Genomic DNA, 22145 nt, shown 5'->3' with positions numbered 1-22145 from the left:
CCTGAAAGGGGCCGGGCCGTCTTGATTCCGTGATCCTCCTGCCGCCCCCTGGCGCATGACAGCCCGGCAGCCACCGGAATAGCCTCGGCCCAAGGACCCTTCCGGCCCTGGCGGAGGCGAGCATGCTTGAGCTGACGATCAACGGCGAAACGCGGCGGGTCGAGGTGGAGGGGGATACCCCGCTGCTCTGGGTGTTGCGTGACACGCTGGGCCTGACCGGCACGAAATATGGCTGCGGCATCGCCCAGTGCGGCGCCTGCACGGTGCTGGTGGACGGCACCGCCATGCGGTCCTGCGTGACGCCCGCCGACAGCGTGGTGGGCACGCAGGTCATGACGATCGAGGCGGTGGAACGCGACCCGGTCGGTGCGAAGGTTGTCGAGGCCTGGGTGGAGAAGCAGGTGGCCCAGTGCGGCTATTGCCAGTCCGGCCAGGTGATGGCGGCCACGGCCCTGCTGAAGCAGACGCCAAAGCCCACCGAGGACGACATCGCCGCCGGCATGACCAATCTCTGCCGCTGCGGCACCTACAACGCCATTGCCGCCGCCCTGCGGCAGGCCAGTGCCTGAAGCGGAGGAGAGATCCATGGACGGCATGATCCATCCCGGCTCCGACGCCATCCTGCAGGCGGGGCCCGTTGAGCTGGCGATCCCGGAAACGGGCATCGCGAATCTTTCCCGCCGTGGGCTGCTGGGCAGTGCTGCCGGCGCGCTGCTGCTCGGCGTGATGCTGAAGGGGCGCCCGGCCCGCGCGCAGGGCGAGGGGCTGGCCGCCGCGGCACCGCGCCCCGGCACGCAGGTCCCCGCCTTCCTGGAGATCCGCCAGGATGGGACGGTGCGGCTGCTTTCTCCCTTCGTGGAAGGCGGGCAGGGCATCGCCACCGCCATGGCGCAGATCGTGGGCGAGGAGCTGGATGTCGATCCGGCGCGCTTCGTCGTGGATTGTGCCCCGCCGGGCGCGGATTACCTCGTGGTGAACGGCCGGCGGCTGACAGGCGGCAGCTACTCCGTCCGCTCCAGCTACGGCACCATGCGCCAGCTTGGCGCGACGGCGCGCAACCTGATGATCCGCGCGGCCGCCGCCCGGCTGAACCTGCCGGAGGCCGAGCTGGAAACCGAGAACGGCACGGTCATCCATCGCCGTTCCAACCGCTCCCTGACCTATGCGGAGCTGGTGGAGGCGGCGTGGAGGCTGCCGCCGAGCGAGGTTGCCGCGCTGCGCGACCCCGCGACTTTCCGCTGGATCGGCAAGCCGGTGCCGCGGATCGATGTGCGCGACAAATCCACGGGCCGCGCGCAATACGCGATCGACCTGACGGTGGAGAACATGCTGCACGCCGCCGTGCAGCACGCCCCGCGCCTGGGCCAGGAGCCAGCGAGCTTCGGCAATGAGGCGGCGGTGCGGGCGATGCCCGGCGTGCATTCCATCCAGCGCCTGCCCGGGGCCGTGGCCGTGCTGGCCGACAGTTGGTGGCGTGCCCGCCGCGCGGTGGAGACGCTGGAGGTCACGTGGAATGACGGGCAGCACGCGCGCGCATTGCCCGCCGACTTCTCATCCGCCGGAATGCTGGCCGCCTTGCGCGGCGAGCGTGGCGCGGGCAGCCCGGCGGAGGAGAATGGCGACCTCCGGGCCGCCTTCGCCGGCGCAGCCAAGGTGATCGAGGCGGAATACGACGCGCCCTATCTCGCCCATGCGCAGCTGGAGCCGCCCTCGGCCATCGCACGCTTCAACGAGGATGGGACCCTGGAGCTCTGGCTGCCGAACCAGGCACCGGAGATGTTCCAGGCCAGCGCCGCGCGGATGGCGGGGCTGGAGCCGGGGAAGGTGAAGATCCATTCCCCAATGCTGGGCGGCTTCTTCGGGCGGCACTTCCTCTATGACGCCGCCATGCCCTATCCCCAGGCCATCGCCCTTGCCAGGGCGGTGGGCCGGCCGGTGAAGGTACTTTGGACGCGGGAGGAGGAGTTCCTGCGCGACGCCTATCGCCCCATCGGCTTCGCCCGCTTCCGGGGCGCGGTGGGGGCGGATGGCATGCCCGTCGCGCTGCATGCCTCCGCGGTCGGGGAGGGGCCGATCGGCCGCTACTTCACGCCCGACCGGCCCGTGGATTCCTCGATGGTGGAGGGCATCGCGGGCAAGCCCTATTCGATCGCGGCGAAGCGGGTGGACTGCGTGAAGGTGAAGCAGCCGCCGGTCATTTCCTTCTGGCGCTCGGTCGGGCATTCGATGAACGACTTCTTCTACGAGTCCTTCCTCGACGAACTGGCCGATGCGGGCGGCAGGGATCCGTTCGAGATGCGGCTGGCCATGCTGTCCGACAAGCCGCGCCAGGCGACGCTGCTGCGCGCGGTGGCGGAGCTTTCAGGCGGCTGGAAGCGCGGGCCCTTCGAGCTGGACGGCGTGCGCCGGGCCCGCGGCGTGGCCATGGCCTCGCCCTTCGGCTCGGAGGTGGCGACGATCGCCGAGGTGTCGATCGGGGAAGGCGAGATCCGTGTCCATGACCTCTGGATCGCGATTGACCCGGGGCGTGCGGTGAACCCCGCCATCATCGAGGCGCAGGTCCAGTCCGCCGCCGCGATTGGCCTGTCATCCTCCTTGCTGGAGGAGGTCACCTATGAGGGCGGGGCGCCGCAGCAGCGCAACTTCGACACCTATTCCATCCTGCCCCCGGCCCGGATGCCCCGGATCCATGTGCGGATCGTGGAAAGCGGTGCCGCGCTGGGCGGCGTCGGGGAGCCGGGGGTGCCCGGCGTGCCGCCGGCGGTGGCGAATGCGGTGGCCGCGCTGACGGGCCAGCGCATTCGCAGCCTGCCCATGTCCAAGGTGCGGCTGGGCGCCTGAGCCACCGAGGCGCCGCGGGCGGAGGGGGATCAGTCCTCCTCCGCCTTGCGACTGCCCGGGATCAACCGCTCGGCCATCCGCACCACGGTCAGGATGACGATGCCCAGCACGGCCGACATGGCGGAGAGGGCGAACTGCCCTGCCCCGGCGGTGATGCCGACAGCCGTGGCCAGGGTGATGCTGGCGGCGCTGGTCAGGTTATGGACCCGGCCGTGATGCGCGAAAACCAGGCCCGCGCCGATGAAGCCGATGGCCTGGTAGATCCCTTGCACCACGCGGAGCGGATCGGCATCCCCACCCCCGCTCCGCACCTCGGCGTAGAGCAGCAGGCCCGAGGCAGTGACGGCCGAGGCGCTGAGTGCCACCAGCCCATGCGTCCGCACCCCCGCCGCGATGCCGCGTATCTCCCGGTCCAGGCCGAGGAGCATGCCGAGCAGGGCTCCCAGCCCGATGCGGAGCAGTAACTCGGCGTTCGAGATGGCCTCAGGCAGATGCGAGCGGACCAAGCCCCTTCCTCCTGCGCCTTGGCCGCTCAGCCCTGTCGCAGCGCGGCCTCGACCGCCTGCGCCACGCTGAAGAGCCGCGTGTCCCCGCCATGCTCGCCGACCAGCATCAGCCCAACCGGCGCCTGGCCTTCCTCATGGCAGGGCATGCTGACGGAGCAGCGGTCCAGGAAGTTGGCCACTGCGGTGTTGCGGAGCAGGAGGAGGTTGATGCGGTTGAACGCCTCCGCCGTGGCCAGTTCCTCGATCGCCGGGGGCGTCAGCGGGCAGGTCGGGGCGATGATGGCGTCGAAGGGCGCGGTCCGCGGGGCCAGGGCGGCCATGATCCGCCGCCGCTCCGCCATGAGCACGATGAGATCCGCCGCACTCATGCCGGAGCCGCGCTCGATGCGCGCGAGGATCAGCGGGTCGTAGAGGTCGCGGGAACGTCCGATCAGCTCCCGGTGCAGCGCCCAGGATTCGGCGGCCGCGAAGCCGCCCGTGGCATTGGCGGCAGGGATTTCCGCGATTTCAGGCAGGGACACGTCGATCAGCTTCGCACCGGCGGCTTCCAGCCGGCGCAGCGCGATGTCGAAGGCGGCGATCACGGGCTGGGAAAGGCCATCGAACAGAAAGGTCGAACTCGGCAGGCCCAGCCTCAGCCCTTCCAGCGGCAGGGCGGGGGGCGGGGTAGGGTCCTCCGCCCCCGCCATCACCGCGTCCAGCACCGCGCAGCAGGCGACGCTCGGCGCCAGTGGCCCGATGCTGTCCAGGGAGGTGGAGAGCGGGAAGGCACCCGCCGTGGGCACGCGGTGCGAGGTGGGCTTGAAGCCCGTGATCCCGCAGAGCGCGGCGGGCACGCGGCAGGAGCCGCCCGTGTCGGAGCCGATCGCTCCGAAGCCCATGCCATCCGCCACGGCCACCGCCGCCCCGGAGGAGGAGCCGCCGGGCGCATGCCCCGTTTCGCGCCCATAGGGGGAAAGCGGGGTGCCGTGATGCGGGTTCAGCCCCGTGCCGGAGAAGGCGAATTCCACCATGTTGGTCCGCCCGAGCACCACGAAGCCCGCGCGCTCAAGCCGTGCGATCGCAGGGGCGGTGGCGGCGGCGGGCTGCTCGTTGCGCCGTGCCATGGAGCCGGCGGTGGTGACGATCCCGGCCTGGTCGAACAGGTCCTTGATGCTGATGGGGATGCCGGCATAGGCGCCCGGCGCCCGCCCCACGCGCCGGAGCGTGTCCATGGCGCCGGCGGCGGCCATGGCTGCCTCGGCCTGTACCTGCACGAAGGCACGCCCTCCCTCGCCCGAGGGGGACGCGATCCGCGCGAGTGCCTCCTCTGTCAGGCGTGCCGCGCTGGTCGTGCCTTCCGCCAGCGCGCGGGCGGCGTCTTCGATCGTCTGTCGCATTCCCCCATCCTCGCCGGGGGCAGGTGGCGCGTCCAGAACCCATCCTTTCCGCCAGCGCCGGGATGGGCCGTTGACAGCGCTGCCGCAGCCGCCGCACGCTGCGCGTAACCAGAGGGTTATTCGCCCCGGCAGTCTGGAGGAGTTCCAAGATGTTCCGTCGCGCCGTCCGTTTCGCGGCCGCGGCCGCGCTTGCCGCGTTGCCATGGATCTCCACCCCGAGCCAGGCGCAGGAGTGGCGCGGCTGGAACATCCACCCGCCTGACTACCCCGTGTCCCGCGGCATGGACCGCTTCACGGAACTCGTCGCGCAGCGCACCAACAACCGCATCCGCATGCGCACCTACCACTCCGCGCAGCTCGGCCAGCAGGACGAGGCGATCCAGCAGATGCGAATCGGCAGCATCGACTTCGCCGAGTTCAACATGAGCGGGCTGAACAACATCGTCCCGTCCACCCAGGTGCTGACGCTGCCCTTCATCTTCCGCGACGTGGCGCACCAGCACATGGTCGTGGACGGCCCGATCGGCGATACGGTCGGCGAGGACCTGGAGAAGGCGGGCTTCGTCGTGCTCGCCTGGTACGATGCCGGCGCCCGCAGCATGTATGGCCGCCGCCCCATCCGCACGCCCGAGGACATGCGCGGGCTGAAGATCCGCGTGCAGACCTCCGACCTTTGGATCGACATCATGCGGGCCCTCGGCGCCAACGCGACGCCGCTGCCCTATGGCGAGGTCTATACCTCCCTCCAGTCCGGCGTGCTCGACGCGGCCGAGAACAACTGGCCCTCCTATGAGAGCAGCCGTCACTTCGAGGTGGCGCGTTACTTCACCACCACCGAGCACTCCAACGTGCCGGAGATCCTGGCCGTCTCCCGCCAGCGCTGGAACCGGCTGAACCCGGCTGACCGCGAGATCCTTCGCACCGCCGCCCGCGAGAGCGCGGCCTACCAGCGCCAACTCTGGGCCGAGCGCGAGCGGGTCAGCCGCGAGAAGGTCATTGCCGCAGGCGTTCAGGTGATCGACATCACGGACCGCTCCCCCTGGGCGCGGCTGATGGAGCCGGTCTATGCCAAGTATGCCTCTGATCCGCGCATGGCCGAGTTGGTGCGGCGGATCCGCGAAGCGCGCTGAGAGGGCGGCCTGAGAGCATGAACGCCGTATCCCGCCTGTTCGACCTGCTCTGCCGGATCGTCATCGTGGTGGCCGGCGCCGCGCTCATCTTTCTCGTGGCCATCACGGGATGGATGGTGTTCGGCCGCTACGTGCTGAACGATACGCCCACCTGGGTCGAGCGGGCGGCGGTGCTCATCGTGCTCGCCATTTCCCTCCCCGTCGCGGCGGTGGGAGTGCGCGAGCGCTTCCACCTCTCCGTCGTCGGGTTCCGCGAGGCGCTGCCGCGCCGCGTGCAGCGCTGGGTCATGGTCGGCTGCGATGCCGCGGTGGGCCTCTTCGGCATCGCGATGGCCTATTATTCCCAGGAACTGGTCGAGACAGCCTGGGCCATCCGCATCCCGCTCATCGGCGTCAGCCAGGCCTGGACCTATATGCCCCTTATCATCGGCGGCATCCTGATCGCTCTTTTCGCCGCCGAACAGGTGCTGCGCGACATCACTGGCGCAAACCAACCCGAAGCCACCATCGTCACCCTGGAGTAGCCTCCTTGGAAACCGGCCTGATCATCATCTTCGCGATCTTCATCGCGGGGATCGTCACCGGCTTGCCGGTGGCCTTCACCCTGGGCGTCGCAGCCCTGGTCGGCTTCATGTGGGAAGACATTAATCCCGCCGTCGCCTTCCAGCAGATGACGGCGGGCATGAGCATCTTCTCGCTCCTCGCCATTCCCTTCTTCATCTTCGCCGGCGAGATCATGATGCATGGCGGCATCGCGCGTCGCCTCATCAATGTCGCATCCGGCTTCGTGGGGTGGATGCGCGGTGGCCTCGGCGTCGTGGATGTCACCGCGTCGATGCTGTTCGGCGGCATCTCGGGCTCGGCGGTCGCCGACGCCTCCGCAGTCGGCACCCTGCTCATTCCCGCCATGAAGGAGAAGGGCTACGGCACGGATTATGCCGTGGCCGTCACGGCCACATCCTCCATCGCGGGCATCATGATCCCGCCCAGCCACAACATGATCATCTACTCGCTGGCGGCGGGCGGCGGCATCTCGGTTTCCGCCCTGTTCCTGGCGGGCATCGTGCCGGGCGTGCTGATGTGCCTCTGCCTCGCCACCACGGCCTATATCATCGCCGTGAAGCGCGGCTACCCGGCCGAGCCCTGGGCGGGTTTCAGGGCGCTGGCCTGGAGCTTCATCGATGCGCTGCCCGGCATGATGACGGCGGTGATCATCCTCGGCGGCGTGCTCTCCGGCGTCTTCACTGTTACGGAAAGCGCGGCTTTCGGCGCGATCTGGGCGGTGCTGGTCACGCTGATCGTCTATCGCGGCCTGACCTGGGAGAACTTCAAGATCTCGGTCGCGGCCTCGGTCCGCACCACGGCCATCGTCATGCTGCTGGTCGGCACCGCCAGCGCCTTCGCCTATCTCCTGGCGTTGTACCAGTTCGCCGACATGCTGACGGCGGCGATGCTCTCCATCAGCGACAACCCGATCGTCATCCTGCTGCTGATCAACGTGGCGCTCCTGCTGCTGGGCTGCGTGATGGACATGGCGCCACTCATCCTGATCACCACCCCAATCTTCCTGCCCGTCGTGCAGTCCATTGGCATGGACCCCGTGCAGTTCGGCATGGTGATGATGATGAATCTCGGCATGGGACTCACCACACCGCCGGTGGGCGCGGTGCTCTTCGTGGGCTGCGCCATCGGGCGCATCCCGATCGAGCATGTGCTGAAGACCATCGTGCCTTTCTACTGCGCCATCCTGCTTGCGCTGGCGCTCACCACCTACTGGCCGGCGGTTTCCCTCACCATTCCGCGCCTCGCCCTTGGCTATGGCAGCTAGGCGCCGATTCACGGCGGGGGCGCTTCACGGCGCCCCCGGTCCGCGCCACCATGCCGGCCTGATTCCCCGATAAGGACTGATCTGATGAGCGCTTCGAAGGACCGGCCTGTCCTTCTCACCGGGGCGTCCGGCAATCTGGGCCGGGCCCTGGTGCCCGCCCTGGCCGCGTCCGGCTGGAAGCTTCGCCTGACCGACATCGCCCCCTTCCCGGATGCGCTGCCGGAGGGGGTGGTGTTCACGAAGGCGGACCTGAATGACGGCCCCACCATCCTCCGCCTCGCCGAGGTCTGCCAGGCGATCCTGCATTTCGGCGGGATCAGCACGGAGCATCCGTTCGAGGTGGTGCTGGGCCCCAATCTCCGCGGCCTCTATCACATCTATGAAGCGGCGCGGCGCGAGAAGGCACGCGTGCTCTTCGCCAGCAGCAACCACGCCATCGGCTTCCATGAGCGCCCGGCCGGCAATGGCGAGTTGCTGGATGCCGATTGCGCCTTCCGCCCGGACAGCTTCTACGGCCTTTCCAAGGCCTATGGGGAGCTGATGGGGCGCCTCTACTGGGACAAGCACGGGGTGGAGAACCTCAATGTCCGCATCGGCTCCTCCTTCCCCGAGCCGGCCGATGCCCGCATGCTCTCCACCTGGCTGTCCTATGCCGACCTCGCGCGGATGATGGACAAGTTCCTCTCCGCGCCGCGCATCGGCCATGCCGTGGTCTGGGGCGCCTCGAAGAATCCTGCGACCTATTGGGGCAAGGACCACCGGGACCGCATCGGCTGGGAACCCGAGGACAGCGCCGAGGACTTCCGCGGCAAGGTGGGCGGCAAGCTCTCGGGCGATCCGGTGACGGAGCGCTACCAGGGCGGCGGCTACACCGCCATGGACTACACAAGGGACAAGCCTTCGCCGAAGGACCAGTTCTCGCTGGATTGAGCCGCCGGTGCTGGATATCGCAGGCGGCGCCTGGCGCGCCGCCCTGCTGCCCGGGCGCGGCGGCGCCCTGGCGGCCCTCACCCATGCCGGCCGGGATGTTCTCGTCCCCCTGCCCGAAGGCGCCGATCCCAACGACCACTGGGCCGGCGCCTTTCTCATGCTGCCCTGGACGAACCGGCTGGACGAGGGGCGGCTGCCGCATCCGGGCGGCCTGCATCACTTCCCCTGCAATCGCGTGGCGGAGCGCACGGCGTTGCACGGGCTTTCGCGCGAGCACCCCTGGGAGGTGGAGCGAAGCGAACCCGCCCTGGCCGTCCTGGTCCAGTCCATCGAGGACGGCCCCTATCGCTACCAGGCGAGGATGGAGATCGCGCTCGGCGAGGATTTCGCCATCAGCCTTTCCGTGACCAATCGCGGCATGGATGGCGTTCCCTTCGGCACGGGCTGGCATCCGTTCTTCGCCCGCCCGCCCGGAACGCGGCTCGCCTTCCACGCCACGGGCATGCTGCTGCGCGACGAGCGGAACCTGCCGGTGGAGGCCGTCGCCTCGTCCGGGCTGGATGGCGGGGAGGAGGTCTTCGTAGGTCTCGACACGCATTTCACGGGCTGGGATGGCGGAGCGCGCCTTACCCTCGGCGAGGCTTGCTTCCTGTTGCGGGGCGAGGAGGCCTGGTCCCGCAACATCCAGGTCTTCGCGCCGCGCGGCGCGGGCATTCTCTGTGCCGAGCCGGTGAGCCATGTCCCCGATGCGGCGAACCGGCCATTTCTCTCCGAACTCGGAGACATGGTGCGCCTTGCGCGGGGCGAAAGCCTCACCGGGCGCGCGCGGCTGCTCTTCCTTCCCTGAGGCAACCTTGCCGATTCGCGCGGCGTTGGCCGGCGGATCACGGAGGATCGCGGCATGGCATCCGGCACGGCGCAGAGGACCGATCCGAAACTCTGGGAGAAGGTGAAGGCCCGCATCATGCGCGGGAGCAAGGGTGGCGATGCCGGCGAATGGTCCGCGCGCAAGGCGCAGCTCGCCGTGCAGGAATACAAGAAGGCCGGCGGCGCCTATGAGGGCCGCAAGAGCGAGGCCAACCACCTGACGCAGTGGACCAAGGAGGAGTGGGGCACGAAGTCGGGCAGCAAGAGCGGCGAGACAGGCGAGCGCTACCTGCCCCGCAAGGCCCGCGAATCCCTGACCGACGAGGAATATGCCCGCACTACCGCCGCCAAGCGGCGTGACACGGCCAAGGGAAAGCAGTTTTCCCGCCAGCCCGCGGATGTGGCGCGCAAGGCGGCGAAGGCGCGGGATCACGCAGGCTCCGCCACGAAGGAAAGCGGGACGGCGGCGGGCAAGCGGCGCCCGGCGGCCGCGAAGCGGGCCCCGGCGACGGCCACAGCGAAGGCGGCCAGCGCGCCGCGCAAGCCGTCCACCACCAAATCCAAGGCGCCTGCCCGCCGGGCCGCCGCCGCCGAGGCCGCCGCTCCCCGCAAGACGGCCGCGGCACCGAAAGCCTCTGCGAAGCGTCCGGCCGCGGCGCGCAAGGCAAGGCCGGCGGGCAAGTCCGCCGCGCCCCGCCAGGCCACGGCGAAGAAGGCGCAGCCCCGCCGCAGCCCCGCTGCCGGCAACACCACCGCGACCCGCCGCGCCGCCCCGAACAAGCGAATCTCCCGGTGAGCGGCGAGCCCGACCCGAAGGAGGTGGTGCGTTCCTTCCGGGAGGCGGTGAACATGACGCCGGCCGCGCTGCGCAAATGGCTTTCCACCGAGGAGAGCCGTTCCGTCGGCGTGACCCATGAGGGCCATTCCGAATCCGTGGGGCATGAAAGCGGCCGGCACATCCTCCGCCTGCTGGAAACCGGCCTTTCCCATCCCTCCGAGGAGGACTTGGCCCATATGCGCAAGGTGGTCGGCTATGTGCATCGCCACGGTGCCCGGCGACCGGAGGGGGAGATCGAGCACACGCGCTGGCGCTACAGCCTGATGAACTGGGGCCATGACCCCCTGAAGGATCGCGGCGGGAGCTGAGGCCCAACGCCGGGGTTTCCCCCGGCCGCGCCGTGCCGCAGGATGACGCGATGGGTGACGCGCTCGTCCTCGGGGCCGGGATCATGGGCCTCTCCACCGCCTTCGCGCTGACGGAGGCCGGGCACCGGGTCACGGTGGTGGAGCAGGATCCCATCCCCAATCCGCGTGGGTCATCGGTGGATGACCACCGGCTGATCCGGCATGCCTATGGCGCCGCCACGGGCTATATGCGGATGGTCGAGGATGCCTATGCCGCCTGGGACCGGCTTTTCGCCGCCATTGGCGAGCGCCCCTATGCCGAAACCGGAGTCCTCGCCCTGGCCGGAGGGGCGGTGGGGGAGGCGGATTGGCTCGGCGCCAGCCGCCAGGCCCTGCGCGCCGATGCCCACGCCGTGCAGGATCTGCCGCCGGATTACCTGCAGGAACGATTCCCCTGGCTGCGGGCGGAAGGGCTGTCCGATGCCTTCTTCACGCCGCGCGGCGGCGTGCTGATGGCACGCCGCATCGTGGAGGCCACCGCGCGGCACCTGAACGAGCAGGGCGCGCTGTTCCTGCAGGGGCGGGTCACCTCGGTCGATCCGGCCCGCGCCCGCCTCTCCCTCGCGGATGGGCGCGTGCTGGAAGGCGACCTGCTCGTCATCGCCGCCGGACCCTGGGCGCCGCGCCTGCTGCCCGGCCTGTCCGCGCGTGTCACGCCCTCCCGCCAGATCGTCGTCTATCTCGAACCTCCGGTGGAGCAGCGGGAGGCCTGGGCCCGCGCGCCCATGCTGCTGGACCTCTCGGCGGATGGCGGCTTCTACGCCGTGCCCCCCGTGGCCGGCACCGGGCTGAAGATCGGGGACCACCGCTTCTCCTGCCAGGGCGATGCCGATGACCCGCGCGAGGCGACGGCCGTGGAACGGGACGCCATTCTCTCCCTCGCACTGCCCCGCCTGCGCGACGCGGAGAGCTACCGCGTGCTGCAGGCCCGCGCCTGCTACTATGATGTGGAGCCGCAGGAGCGCTTCGTGGTCGAGCCGCTCTCGGAGCACTGCGTGGTGATGAGCGGCTTCTCCGGCCATGGCTTCAAGTTCGGCCCCGTGCTGGGCGAGGCGGTGGCGGCCTCCTTCGGCGATCCCGCCCGCATGGCCGCGCTGCCGCGCTGGGCGGCCGGGGATGCGCGGGGCTGGGACATCGCCGCATGAACGCCGCCGAATCCCTGGCCTTCACCCTGAACCGCCTCCACGGGCTGCCCGCCCTCTCGGATCGCCTCGGCACGCCGCTGGCGGAGGGGGATGTCGCCGCCATCCTGGAGGAGGCTGGCCGCTTTGCCGAGGAACGGATCGCCCCGGGCCGGTTGGAGGCGGACCGGGCCGGCTGCGTGCTGGAGAATGGCCGCGTCCGCACCCCGCCCGGCTATCCCGCCCTGCTGAAGGAGTGGCGGGAGGCGGGCTGGCAGGGCGTGGCCGCGCCAGCGGAGCATGGCGGGCAAGGGCTGCCGCATTCCCTCTGGGCGGCGGTCTTCGAACTCGCCTCCTCGGCGGATATGAGCTTCGCGCTGATGCCGATGCTCACGGCGGGCGCGGTGGAACTGCTCTCTCACCATGCCAGCGCCGAGCAGGCGGCCCGCTTCCTGCCGCCCCTGATCTCGGCGGCCTGGAACGGGACCATGTGCCTGACCGAGCCCCAGGCCGGGAGCGACCTGTCGGCTGTCCGCAGCCGCGCGGTGCCGGACGGGCAGGGGGGATATCGTCTCTCCGGCCAGAAGATCTTCATCACCTGGGGTGAGAACGACCTGGCGGAGAACACCCTCCACCTCGTCCTGGCCCGCCTGCCGGATGCGCCGCCGGGCTCGCGCGGCATCAGCCTCTTCGCCTGTCCGAAGATCCTGCCCGATGGCCGCCGCAACGGCGTGCGCTGCGGCGGGGTCGAGCACAAGCCGGGCATCCATGCCTGTCCCACCTGCACCATGCTGTTCGAGGAAGCCGAGGCCGAGCTGGTGGGGGAGCCGAATCGCGGCCTGGCCGCCATGTTCGCCATGATGAATGTGGCGCGCCTGGCCGTGGGGGTGGAAGGGGTGGGGCAATGCGCCCGCGCCACCCGCCTGGCCGAGGACTATGCCGCCACCCGCATCCAGGGCGGCCGCCCCATTGCCGAATTCCCGGATGTCGCCCGGATGCTGGGCGAGATGCGCGCCATCACCGCCGCCGCCCGGCTGATCGCCCTGGATTGCGCCGTTTCGCTGGATCGCGCCCGGGCCGGGGAAAAGGGTGCAGAGACAAGGCTCGCCCTCCTCACCCCCATCACCAAGGCCTGGTGCACCGATCGCGGCGTGGATGTGGCCAGCCTCGGTATCCAGGTGCATGGCGGTGCCGGCTATGTGGAGGAGACGGGGGCCGCCCAGATCTGGCGCGACGCCCGGATCGCGCCGATCTACGAGGGCACGAACGGCATACAGGCCATGGACCTCGTCGCCCGCAAGCTGCCGCGCGACCTGCCCGCCTTCCTGGACCTGATCGCGGAGGCCGCCAAAGCGGATCCGGCGCTGGAGGGCCCGGCCCGCGACCTGGCGGAGGCGGCGGAACATCTCTCCACCGCCTCCCCGGAGGTGGCGGGCGCCGCCGCCGCGCCTTTCCTGGATGCGGCGGGCTGGGTGCTGGGCGCTGCCTGGCTGGCCCGGGCGGCGGCGGCGGAACCCGCCATGGCGGAGCAGGCCGGCTTCTTCCTGCGACGGCTGCTTCCCCGTGCCAGGGCGTGCCTGCAGGAGGCCATGGCGGGTTAAGGGATCATCCGGCCACGGCGGCGTGATTGGCCGGCCCTTGCAAGATCGGGCATCGACCAAAGCTGAACAGCGTTCGCACCGGACTTCTCTCCGGGATTTCGCAGGAGCCCATGAACGCACTAAGCCGCCCCTCCCTGCGCCCCGAACGACCCCATGCGGTCATCGTCGGAGCAGGTCCCGGAGGGCTCGCCTCCGCCATGCTCCTCGCCGCGCGCGGCCTTCGCGTCACCGTCCTCGAGAAGGACCGGGTCGTTGGCGGACGCAGCCGCACCATCGAGGCCGAAGGCGGCTACCGCTTCGACCTGGGGCCCACCTTCTTCCTCTACCCGCGCATTCTCTCCGAGATCTTCGCCGAATGCGGCGCGGTGCTGGAGGAGGAGGTTGAGCTTCTCCGCCTCGACCCCCAGTACCGGCTGACCTTCGAGCATGCGGCGGGGAACGTCACGCTGGACGCAACGCCGGACCTGGAGCGGCTGGAGGCGGAGGTGGCGAAGCTCGATCCGCGCGATGCCGCCGGCGTGCGCCCCTTCATGGCGGAGAACCGCCGCAAGCTTGCCGCCTTCCGCCCCGTGCTGGAGCGCGCCTTCACGCGGGCGGCCGATGTGATGGGCGCGGACATGCTGCGTGCGCTGCCGCTGCTGCGGCCGGGCCGTTCGGTCGATTCCGACCTGCGCCGGCATTTCCGCGACCCGCGCACGCGCCTCGCCTTCTCCTTCCAGTCGAAATACCTGGGGATGAGCCCGTTCCGCTGCCCCAGCCTGTTCACCATCCTCTCCTTCCTCGAATACGAGCATGGCGTGTTCCATCCGCGCGGCGGATGCGGCGCGGTGGCCACCGCCATGACGCGGGTGGCGGCCGATTTGGGCGTGGAGTTCCGCTTCGACACACCCGTGGAGCGCGTGCTGTTCGACGGGAACCGCGCGACGGGCGTTGAGGCCGGTGGCCGGCGGATCGACGCCGATGGCGTGGTGATGAACGCCGACTTCGCCCATGCCATGCCGAAGCTCGTGCCGGACGCCATCCGGCGGCAGTGGTCGGACCGCAAGATCGGCAAGGCGCGCTACTCCTGCTCGACCTTCATGCTCTATCTCGGCGTGGAGGGGCGTTTCCCGGACCTCGCGCACCACACCATCCTCCTGTCGGAGGAGTATCAGCGGAACATCCAGGAGATCGAGCGGGGCACGCTGCCCGACACGCCCTCGCTCTATCTGCACAACCCGGTCGCGACGGATTGCAGCATGGCGCCGGAGGGGCATTCGAGCCTCTATCTCCTGGTTCCCGTGCCGAACCTGACCCATGGGCACGAGTGGAGCGAGGCCGATACGGCGCGCTATCGGCGGCTGGCGCTGGACCGGCTCCGCGCGCTCGGCGTGCCGGACATTGAATCGCGCATCCGCTTCGAGAAATGCGTCACGCCGCGCGACTGGCGGGATGAATATGCCGTGGGGTACGGCGCCACCTTCAACCTGGCCCATGACCTCCGCCAGATGCTGATGTTCCGCCCGGGCAACCGCTTCGGCGACACCCGCGGCCTCTATCTCGTCGGGGGAGGCACCCATCCCGGCTCCGGCCTGCCCGTGATCTATGAGGGCGCGCGCATCAGCGCCGGCCTGCTGCTGCGCGACCTCGGCCGCGCACCCGTCTCCACGAGGATCTGAACATGGCCAAGGTTGCCATCATCGGCGGCGGTCTCGGCGGCCTGGCCGCCGCCTGCGTCGCCCAGGCGCGCGGCCATGAGGTCACGCTGTTCGACAAGAATGACTGGCTCGGCGGCAAGGCGGCGGTGCTGCATCTCGATGCCCCGTCGGAGCCGGGCGGGCGCAACGGCGGCAGCTTCCGCTTCGACATGGGCCCGACCATTCTCACCGTGCCCCGCGTCCTGCGCCGGATCTTCGCGGAAGCGGGGCGCGAGCAGGCGCGCGACCTGCCGCTGATCCGGCTGGACCCGCAATGGCGCTGCTTCTTCGATGACGGCACGCGGATCGACCTGCGCGAGAATGTCGATGACATGGCGCGCGACATGGACGCCTTCGCGCCCGGCAACGGCCAGGGCTACCGCGAATTCCAGGCGATGTCGGAGAACCTGCACCGGATCTCCGAGGGCTTCTTCTTCTGGAAGCCGGTGGAAGGCATCGCGGACACAATCGACTTCAAGGCCAATCTGCGCGCCGACACGCTGAAGGACGTGATGGCGCTCGGCATGGGCAAGCGCGTGGCGAAGGTGATCCGCGGCCATGTGCCCGATGCGCGGCTGGCGCAGATGCTGGACCATTACTGCCAGTATGTCGGCTCCTCGCCCTATCTCGCGCCCGCCGTGCTCTGCAGCATCGGCGACATGCAGGCGAGCGAGGGCATCTGGTATCCGGTGGGCGGCACGCGCGCCGTGGCGGAAGGGCTGGCGAAGCTGGCAGCATCCCTCGGCGCCGATCTCCGCCCGAACACCGAGGTGACGGGGCTGGACCTGCGCGACAACGGCACGCGGGTGGCCGGCGTGATCGCGAAGGGAGAGACCATCCCCTTCGATGCCGTCATCTCCAACATGGATGCCATCCGCACCTACAAGGAGCTCGTCGGCGGGAAGACCGGCCGCAAATACGAGAAGAAGGGCTTCGAGCCGGCCTGCTCCGGCGTCGTGCTCTATCTCGGCCTCAACCGCCGCTACGACCACGTCGCGCATCACGACTTCGTCTTCTCCCGCGACGCGGAGGAGGAGTTCGACGCCATCTACAGGAAGGGCATCCCCGCTCCCGATCCCACAGCCTACCTCGCCGCGCCCTCCGCCACGGATCCGAGCGTGGCGCCGGACGGGGGCGAGGCGCTCTATGTGCTCGTCCATACCCCGCATCTCCGCCCGGGCCAGGACTGGTCGAAGATGCTGCCGCAATACCGGCAGGTGATCCTGGACAAGCTGAAGCGTACCGCCGGGATGGAGGATATCGAGGAGCGTATCGTGGTGGAGCGCGCTCTTACGCCCCAGGACATCCATGACCGCTACAAGGTGCTGGACGGCGCCATCTACGGCCTCGCCTCCCACGGCGCCTGGACCGGGGCCTTCAAGCCGGGCAACCGCTCCAGGGCGGTGAAGGGTCTCTACCTCGCGGGCGGGGCCGCGCATCCCGGGCCGGGCATGCCGATGGTGATGATGTCCGGCTGGATCGCGGCGGACGCCATGGACCAGGACATGGGCGGGCGCGGCATGAGCGAGGCCGCGCGCCTGGCCGGCACGCGGGATTCCCTCCTGCGCGCCCAGGGGCAGCACGCCTTCCTGGCGCAGGCCGCCGAATAGGCATGGCGGAGCCGTCGCCCCTCGCGCTCCGCGACGCGCGGCTCTTCGGCTTCTTCCACTTCGTCTTCGCGCGCTTCTTCCGGCGCCATATGGGCGCGCTGCGGATGCCCCCCTGGGGCTTCCCGCAGGACGCCGGGGACAGGCCGCTGATCGTCCTGGCCAACCACCCGTCCTGGTGGGATGGCGTGGCCTTCATGCTGCTGCCCGTCCGCCTTCTTCCGCACCGCCACATCTTCATTCCAATGGAAGCGGCGGCGCTGGCGAAATACCCGTTCATGCGCCGCCTCGGCGTCTTCGGGATCGAGCCCGGGCCGCGCGGCGCCGTGGCCTTCCTGCGCACGGCCAAGGCGGTGCTGGCCTCGCCCGGCACCATGCTCTGGATGAATGCGCCCGGCCGCTTCCAAGATGTGCGGGAGCGCCCCGTGGCCATCGCGCCCGGTGTCTCCCGGCTGCCCGAGATCGCCCCCGATGCGATCGTGCTGCCGCTCGCCCTGGATTACGTTTTCTGGACCGAGCGCCGCCCGGACATGCTCGCCGCCTTCGGGCCGCCACTTCCGGCGGCCGAGCTGCTCGCCCTGGACCGTGAGGCGCGCGAGGAGCGCATCCGCGAGGCGCTGACCGGCACCATGGACCGCCTGACCGCGGAGGCCCTGACCCGCGACCCCGCCCGCTTCACGGTCGTGGCCGAAGGGGCGGAAGGCATGGGGGGCATTTATGATTTGTGGCGCCATGTCGCCGCCCTGGCCCGTGGCCGGCGTTTCAACCCTCGCCATGCCCATGGCACGAAATCCGGCTAGGATGGGCGTGTGAGGACGGAGATGAGCAAAGAGGTGGCCAGCCGATGATGGATGCGCTGGCACTGGCGCTTGCCATGTTCCCCGCCAGCATGGCGGCGGCCAACCTGTGCCTGCTGGGCCGGGCGGCGGGCAGGCCCGCGCCGGGCGCCCTTGTCTCCATCCTCATCCCCGCGCGGGACGAGGCCGCCAACATCGCCACCTGCCTGGACGCCGCCCTGGCCAGCACCGGGGTGGAGATCGAGGTGCTGGTGATGGATGACGGCTCGCGCGATGCCACGCCCGGGATCGTCGCCCGCCGCGCCGCCACCGATCCGCGCCTGCGCCTGCTGCACGCGCCGCCCCTGCCGCCGGGCTGGACGGGGAAGGTGCATGCCTGCGCCCGCCTCGCCGAGGCGGCGCGGGGCACGCATCTGCTGTTCATCGATGCCGATGTCCGCCTGGCCCCGGATGCCGCCGCCCGGATGGCCGCGCATGCGCAGGCCGAAAACCTCGCCCTGGTCACGGGCGTCCCGCGCCAGCGGATCGCGACGCTGGGGGAGGGGCTCACGGTCCCGGCCATCAACCTCATGATGCTGGGCTATCTTCCCGGCGCCGGCCGGGCCTTCACGCAGCACCCCGCCATGGCCGCGGCCTGCGGCCAGCTGATCCTGGTGGAGCGCGGTGCCTATGAATCGGTCGGCGGCCATGCCGCCTTCCGCCACCGCCTGCATGACGGCCTGGCCCTGGCCCGCAACCTCCGCATCGGCGGCCACCGGACGGAGGTGGTGGATGGCGCCCCGCTCGCCGACTGCCGCATGTATGGCGGCTTCGGCGAGGCCTGGAACGGCTTCCTGAAGAATGCGCGGGAGGGGATGGCGACGCCCATCGGCCTTCCGGTCTGGACACTGCTGCTGGCGGGCGGCCATCTTCTGCCCTGGCTGCTGCTGCCGAGCCCGCTCGCGGCGGCGGCCCTCATCATCACCTATCTCACCCGGGCCGCCATCACCTGGCGCGGGCGGGAGCCGAGCTGGACCATTCCCCTGCATCCCGCCACCGTCGCCGTCGCCCTCGCCATCCAATGGACTGCCCTGGCCCGTTCCGCGCTGGGCCGTCCCGCAGGATGGAAGGGGCGCGCCTATCGCGCCGCGGATGGGGCATAATCCACCCGTCATGAGCGCCAGCATCGCCGCCGGTCCCGCCACGCGCGGCCCGGATTCCGAGAATTTTCCGGTCGCCTCCCGCCTTCTCGCGCCGGAGATGCGCGGCCGCGTCCTCGCCTTCTACCGTGTCGTTCGGCTGGCCGATGACATCGCGGACGCGCCGGACCTCCAGCCCGCCGAGAAGCTTCGGCGCCTGGACCTGATCGAGGCCGCGCTGGATGGCGGCCCGGGCGTGCCCGAGGCCACGGCCCTGCGGGAGAGCGGCGCCGGCGTGCAGGAGGCGCGGGCCATGCTCACCGCCTTCCGCCGGGATGCCCGGAACGAGGGCTACGAGGACTGGAACGCACTGGCCGATTACTGCGCCCATTCCGCCAATCCCGTGGGGCGGATGCTGCTGCGCCTGCATGGCGAGGCAGAGCCCGCGGCCTTCCAGGCCGCCGATGCCCTCTGCACCGCGCTGCAGGTGCTGAACCATCTGCAGGACATGGGCGATGACCGGCGGGAGCTCGGCCGCATCTATCTCCCACGGGCCTGGATGGAGCAGGTGGGCGGCGAGGAAACCGTGTTCATCGAGGCCGCCCCGCGCCGCGCCGTGCTGGATGCCCTGCTGGACCGCACGGACACCTTGCTGGACATGGCCGCCGCCCTGCCGCGCCTTCTGAAGAGCCGCCGCCTGGCCTTTCAATCGGCCACCACCATCGGCTGCGCCAGGCGCCTGCTGGCCCGGCTGCGCGCCGCCGACCCCATGGCCGGGCGGGTGGCGCTGACCAGGCTGGACTTCCTCGCCGCCCTGGCCGCCGCGCCTTCCGGCGGTCCATCGGACGCCAGGCTCGTCCGCGCCCGCGTGGCGCGTGCCGGCTCATCCTTCTCCAAGGGCATGGCCTCGTTGAGAGGGGAGCGCCGCCGCGCCCTCTACGCGGTCTATGCCTTCTGCCGCGCCGTGGATGATATCGCGGACGGCGCCACGCCCGAGGCCGAGAAGCGCCAGTTCCTCGCCGAGTGGCGGCGGAAACTCGACGCGCCGGATTGCGCCGTCTCCCGCGAGCTGTCCTGGGCCCGGGCCGCGTTCGATCTGCCCCGATCCGAATGCGAGGCGATGATCGAGGGGATGGAGACGGATTCCACTGCCCGCCTCCGCATCCCGGACGAGGCCGCGCTGGACCTTTACTGCCGCCGTGTCGCCGGCAGCGTGGGCGTGCTCTCCGTCCGCATCTTCGGCGCGCCGGAGGCGGAGGCCTTCGGCCTTGCGCTCGGCCGCACCCTCCAGCTCGTCAACATCCTGCGCGACATCGACGAGGATGCGGTGCGGGACCGGGTTTATATCCCGCTCTCCTGGCTCGGCCCCGATGCCGATGCGGATACCCTTCTCAGCCGCCCTGACATTCACGAGGCATGCCACCGCCTCCTCGCCCGCGCCGAGGACGGCTTCGCCGCCGCGGAAGCCGCGCTGGCCGGTGCCGATGCGAAGACCCTTCGGCCGGCGCGGGTGATGATGTGGGCCTATCACCGCATCCTCCAGCGCCTCGCCGCGCGCGGCTTCCATCCGCCGCGGCTGCGCCCGCACCTGGGCCGTGCGGAGAAGGCCCGGTTGGCGGTGATGGCGCTGGGCTGGTGATGCGGCGCGCTGCTTGCCCAGGAAAAGCGGAGCCTTCCGCGGGGCCGAACCGGGCCAAGGCATGACCACCCATGTGATCGGCGCCGGCATGGCCGGCCTTGCCGCCGCCCTGGCGGTGCATGGGCCCGTGGTGGTGCATGAGGCCGCCATGGTGGCCGGCGGGCGGGCGCGGGCGCTGCCGGACGGCACGGATAACGGCACCCATGCCCTGCTGGGCGCGAACCGCATGGCGCTGGACTTCCTGCGCGGCATCGGAGCGCTGGACGAGTGGGTGGAACCGGAGCCCGACGGCCTGCCGGTTCTCGACATGGCCGATGGCCGCGCCCGGCGCGTGGCGCTTTCGCCCCTGGGATGGCTGCGCGCGGCGAAGCGCCCGGATGGGCTGACGGCGCGTGGGCTGGCCGCATTGATGCGGCTGGCCGGGCCGGGGGACAGGGCAGTGGGCCCGGCCCTTGCGGCCCATCCCACATTCCTGCGCGGCTTCGTGGAACCGCTGGTGATCGCCGCGCTCAACACGCCGGTGCAGGAGGCTTCCTCCCGCCGTCTGGCGGCCGTGCTGCGCCGCGTGGGCACGCCCGGCGCGGCCCGGCTGCTGGTGGCGCGGCGCGGGCTGGGGCCGGACCTCGTGGAGCCGGCGCTGGCGGCCATCCGCGCCCGGGGCGGGATGATGCACCACAATGCCCGCCTCCGCGCGCTGCGGATCGAGCATCACCGCCTGGCCGCGCTGGATTTCGGGGATGAGGTGGTGGTGATGGGGCAGGGGGATCGCGCGATCCTCGCCCTGCCGCCCTGGGAAGTGGCGCGGCTGCTGCCGCGTCTGCGGGTGCCCACGGAGCACGCGCCGATCCTGAACCTGCATTTCGGCCATGCCACGCCGGGGCCGGTGCGCTTTCTCGGTGTGCTGGGCGGGCTTTGCCAATGGGTGCTGGTGCGGCCCGGCGCCATCGCCGTGACCGTCAGCGCGGCCGATGCCGAGGCGCGCGAGGCGGCCGCCGATCTGGCGCCGCGCGCCTGGTCCGAAATCCGCCAGCTGGCCCGGGCCTTCGCCCTAGCCGGAGACTGGCCGGAGGAGCCGCCGCCCTGCCGGGCGGTGAAGGAGCGGCGCGCGACCCCGCGCCACCGCCCGGGCGATCCCCCGCCACCCCCGATCCTGGCCCTGCGCAACCTGGCCCTTGCCGGGGATTGGATGGAGCCGGTGCTGCCCGCGACCATCGATGCCGCGATCCGTTCCGGCCGCCGCGCCGCGAAGGCGCTGGGCTAGGCTGCCTCCAGCGTTTCGCGGATGGCCGCCGCCATGGCATCGGGGGACTGCGCGCCGGAGATGATCAGCCGCCGGTTCAGGATCACGGCCGGAACACCGCCAAGGCCTTGGGCCCGGGCGACATCCTCCTTCACCGCCGCCACGCCTTCCTCGCTTTCCAGCATGGCTGCGGAGCGGCCGGGGGGAAGGCCGGCGGCATCGCCGATCGCCGCCAGGACGGTCCTGTCGCCGATATCGCGCCCTTCGGCGAAATAGGCGGCGAAGATGCCCTCCACCACGCGGTCGGACAGCGCGGCCCCGCCTTCCAGCATGGCCAGGCGTATCAGGCGGTGGCTGTCGAGCGAGTTCGGGCTGCGCTCGATCCGTTCGAGATCGAAGGGGATGCCATCCTTGGCACCCTCCGCCGCGACCCGCGCATCCAGCTGCCGCCCGCGTTCCAGGCTGCCGAATTTCCGCGTGCGGTACTCGGCGCGCGGCATGCCGCCCGGCGGCATATCGGGGTTGAGCTGGAAGGGATGCCATTGCCGGGCCAGCGGCAGCCCATCCGCGGCCAGCACCGCCAGCGCCGCGTCAAGCCGACGCTTGCCGATCCAGCACCAGGGGCAGACCGTATCCACCACGACGAGAAGAACAGGTGCTGAAGCCTCGGCCATCAAAAA

The 22145-nt window shown here is 70.7% G+C and carries 20 protein-coding genes; 17 read left to right on the top strand and 3 right to left on the bottom strand.

Annotation, left to right across the window (positions count from 1 at the left end; all coding sequences use genetic code 11):
* The first annotated feature begins 122 nt into the window (after positions 1-122).
* Together J8J14_RS06075 and J8J14_RS06070 are read left to right on the top strand one after the other, a co-directional pair.
* Entirely contained in the window at positions 123-569 is a 447-nt protein-coding gene (locus J8J14_RS06075) for a (2Fe-2S)-binding protein (protein ID WP_209378558.1), read from the top strand.
* Between the two features lie 16 nt (positions 570-585).
* Positions 586-2841, top strand: coding sequence for a xanthine dehydrogenase family protein molybdopterin-binding subunit (locus tag J8J14_RS06070; RefSeq protein ID WP_245215446.1), 2256 nt, complete (start codon positions 586-588; stop codon positions 2839-2841).
* Positions 2842-2870: 29 nt separating this feature from the next.
* Here J8J14_RS06070 and J8J14_RS06065 read toward each other — a convergent pair whose 3' ends face one another.
* Together J8J14_RS06065 and J8J14_RS06060 are read right to left on the bottom strand one after the other, a co-directional pair.
* The gene (locus tag J8J14_RS06065; RefSeq protein ID WP_245215444.1) at positions 2871-3347 is read right to left on the bottom strand and encodes an MgtC/SapB family protein; all 477 of its coding nucleotides are present in this window, start codon (positions 3345-3347) and stop codon (positions 2871-2873) included.
* Between the two features lie 26 nt (positions 3348-3373).
* The gene (locus tag J8J14_RS06060; RefSeq protein ID WP_209378557.1) at positions 3374-4726 is read right to left on the bottom strand and encodes an amidase; all 1353 of its coding nucleotides are present in this window, start codon (positions 4724-4726) and stop codon (positions 3374-3376) included.
* 149 nt (positions 4727-4875) lie between these two features.
* Here J8J14_RS06060 and J8J14_RS06055 point away from each other — a divergent pair, with 149 nt between their 5' ends.
* The 15 genes from J8J14_RS06055 to J8J14_RS05985 all read left to right on the top strand — a co-directional run bounded on the left by J8J14_RS06055 (position 4876) and on the right by J8J14_RS05985 (position 21486).
* The gene (locus tag J8J14_RS06055) at positions 4876-5856 is read left to right on the top strand and encodes a TRAP transporter substrate-binding protein (RefSeq protein ID WP_209378556.1); all 981 of its coding nucleotides are present in this window, start codon (positions 4876-4878) and stop codon (positions 5854-5856) included.
* Positions 5857-5873: 17 nt separating this feature from the next.
* Positions 5874-6380, top strand: coding sequence for a TRAP transporter small permease (locus tag J8J14_RS06050; RefSeq protein ID WP_209378555.1), 507 nt, complete (start codon positions 5874-5876; stop codon positions 6378-6380).
* A 5-nt stretch (positions 6381-6385) separates the two neighbouring features.
* The gene (locus J8J14_RS06045) at positions 6386-7684 is read left to right on the top strand and encodes a TRAP transporter large permease (protein WP_209378554.1); all 1299 of its coding nucleotides are present in this window, start codon (positions 6386-6388) and stop codon (positions 7682-7684) included.
* A gap of 84 nt (positions 7685-7768) precedes the next feature.
* Positions 7769-8614: an NAD-dependent epimerase/dehydratase family protein gene (locus J8J14_RS06040; protein WP_209378553.1), complete on the top strand. Its 846-nt coding sequence runs from the start codon at positions 7769-7771 to the stop codon at positions 8612-8614.
* Between the two features lie 7 nt (positions 8615-8621).
* Entirely contained in the window at positions 8622-9461 is an 840-nt protein-coding gene (locus tag J8J14_RS06035) for an aldose epimerase family protein (protein ID WP_209378552.1), read from the top strand.
* 54 nt (positions 9462-9515) lie between these two features.
* Positions 9516-10277: a DUF5872 domain-containing protein gene (locus J8J14_RS06030; protein WP_209378551.1), complete on the top strand. Its 762-nt coding sequence runs from the start codon at positions 9516-9518 to the stop codon at positions 10275-10277.
* Positions 10274-10627 carry a DUF3140 domain-containing protein gene (locus J8J14_RS06025; RefSeq protein ID WP_342452402.1) on the top strand — a complete coding sequence of 118 codons (354 nt, stop codon included), beginning with the start codon at positions 10274-10276 and terminating at the stop codon, positions 10625-10627. Before J8J14_RS06030 ends, J8J14_RS06025 begins: the two co-directional genes overlap by 4 nt.
* A 50-nt stretch (positions 10628-10677) precedes the next feature.
* Positions 10678-11811, top strand: coding sequence for an FAD-dependent oxidoreductase (locus J8J14_RS06020; RefSeq protein WP_209378550.1), 1134 nt, complete (start codon positions 10678-10680; stop codon positions 11809-11811).
* Positions 11808-13388 (top strand): acyl-CoA dehydrogenase family protein, encoded by a 1581-nt coding sequence (locus J8J14_RS06015; protein WP_209378549.1) that lies wholly within the window; start codon positions 11808-11810, stop codon positions 13386-13388. Before J8J14_RS06020 ends, J8J14_RS06015 begins: the two co-directional genes overlap by 4 nt.
* A 110-nt stretch (positions 13389-13498) precedes the next feature.
* A complete protein-coding gene (crtI, locus tag J8J14_RS06010; RefSeq protein WP_209378548.1) occupies positions 13499-15046 on the top strand; it encodes a phytoene desaturase family protein in 1548 nt (515 codons plus the stop codon).
* A 2-nt stretch (positions 15047-15048) separates the two neighbouring features.
* Positions 15049-16674, top strand: a complete 1626-nt coding sequence (locus tag J8J14_RS06005) for a phytoene desaturase family protein (protein WP_209378547.1) — start codon at positions 15049-15051, stop codon at positions 16672-16674.
* 2 nt (positions 16675-16676) lie between these two features.
* Positions 16677-17471, top strand: a complete 795-nt coding sequence (locus tag J8J14_RS06000) for a lysophospholipid acyltransferase family protein (protein ID WP_209378546.1) — start codon at positions 16677-16679, stop codon at positions 17469-17471.
* A gap of 44 nt (positions 17472-17515) precedes the next feature.
* Positions 17516-18610: a glycosyltransferase gene (locus J8J14_RS05995; RefSeq protein ID WP_209378545.1), complete on the top strand. Its 1095-nt coding sequence runs from the start codon at positions 17516-17518 to the stop codon at positions 18608-18610.
* Between the two features lie 10 nt (positions 18611-18620).
* Positions 18621-20225 (top strand): squalene/phytoene synthase family protein, encoded by a 1605-nt coding sequence (locus J8J14_RS05990; protein WP_209378544.1) that lies wholly within the window; start codon positions 18621-18623, stop codon positions 20223-20225.
* 61 nt (positions 20226-20286) lie between these two features.
* Positions 20287-21486, top strand: coding sequence for a hydroxysqualene dehydroxylase (locus J8J14_RS05985; protein ID WP_209378543.1), 1200 nt, complete (start codon positions 20287-20289; stop codon positions 21484-21486).
* On the opposite strand, the gene J8J14_RS05980 is transcribed toward J8J14_RS05985, so the two are convergent.
* Positions 21483-22139, bottom strand: a complete 657-nt coding sequence (locus J8J14_RS05980) for a DsbA family oxidoreductase (RefSeq protein WP_209378542.1) — start codon at positions 22137-22139, stop codon at positions 21483-21485. The two genes, J8J14_RS05985 and J8J14_RS05980, sit on opposite strands and share 4 nt — an antisense overlap.
* Between the last annotated feature and the right edge of the window lie 6 nt (positions 22140-22145).

Source organism: Pararoseomonas baculiformis (assembly GCF_017813395.1).
Taxonomy (GTDB): Bacteria; Pseudomonadota; Alphaproteobacteria; order Acetobacterales; family Acetobacteraceae; genus Roseomonas; species Roseomonas baculiformis.
This window is presented reverse-complemented; position numbering and strand designations above follow the sequence as displayed.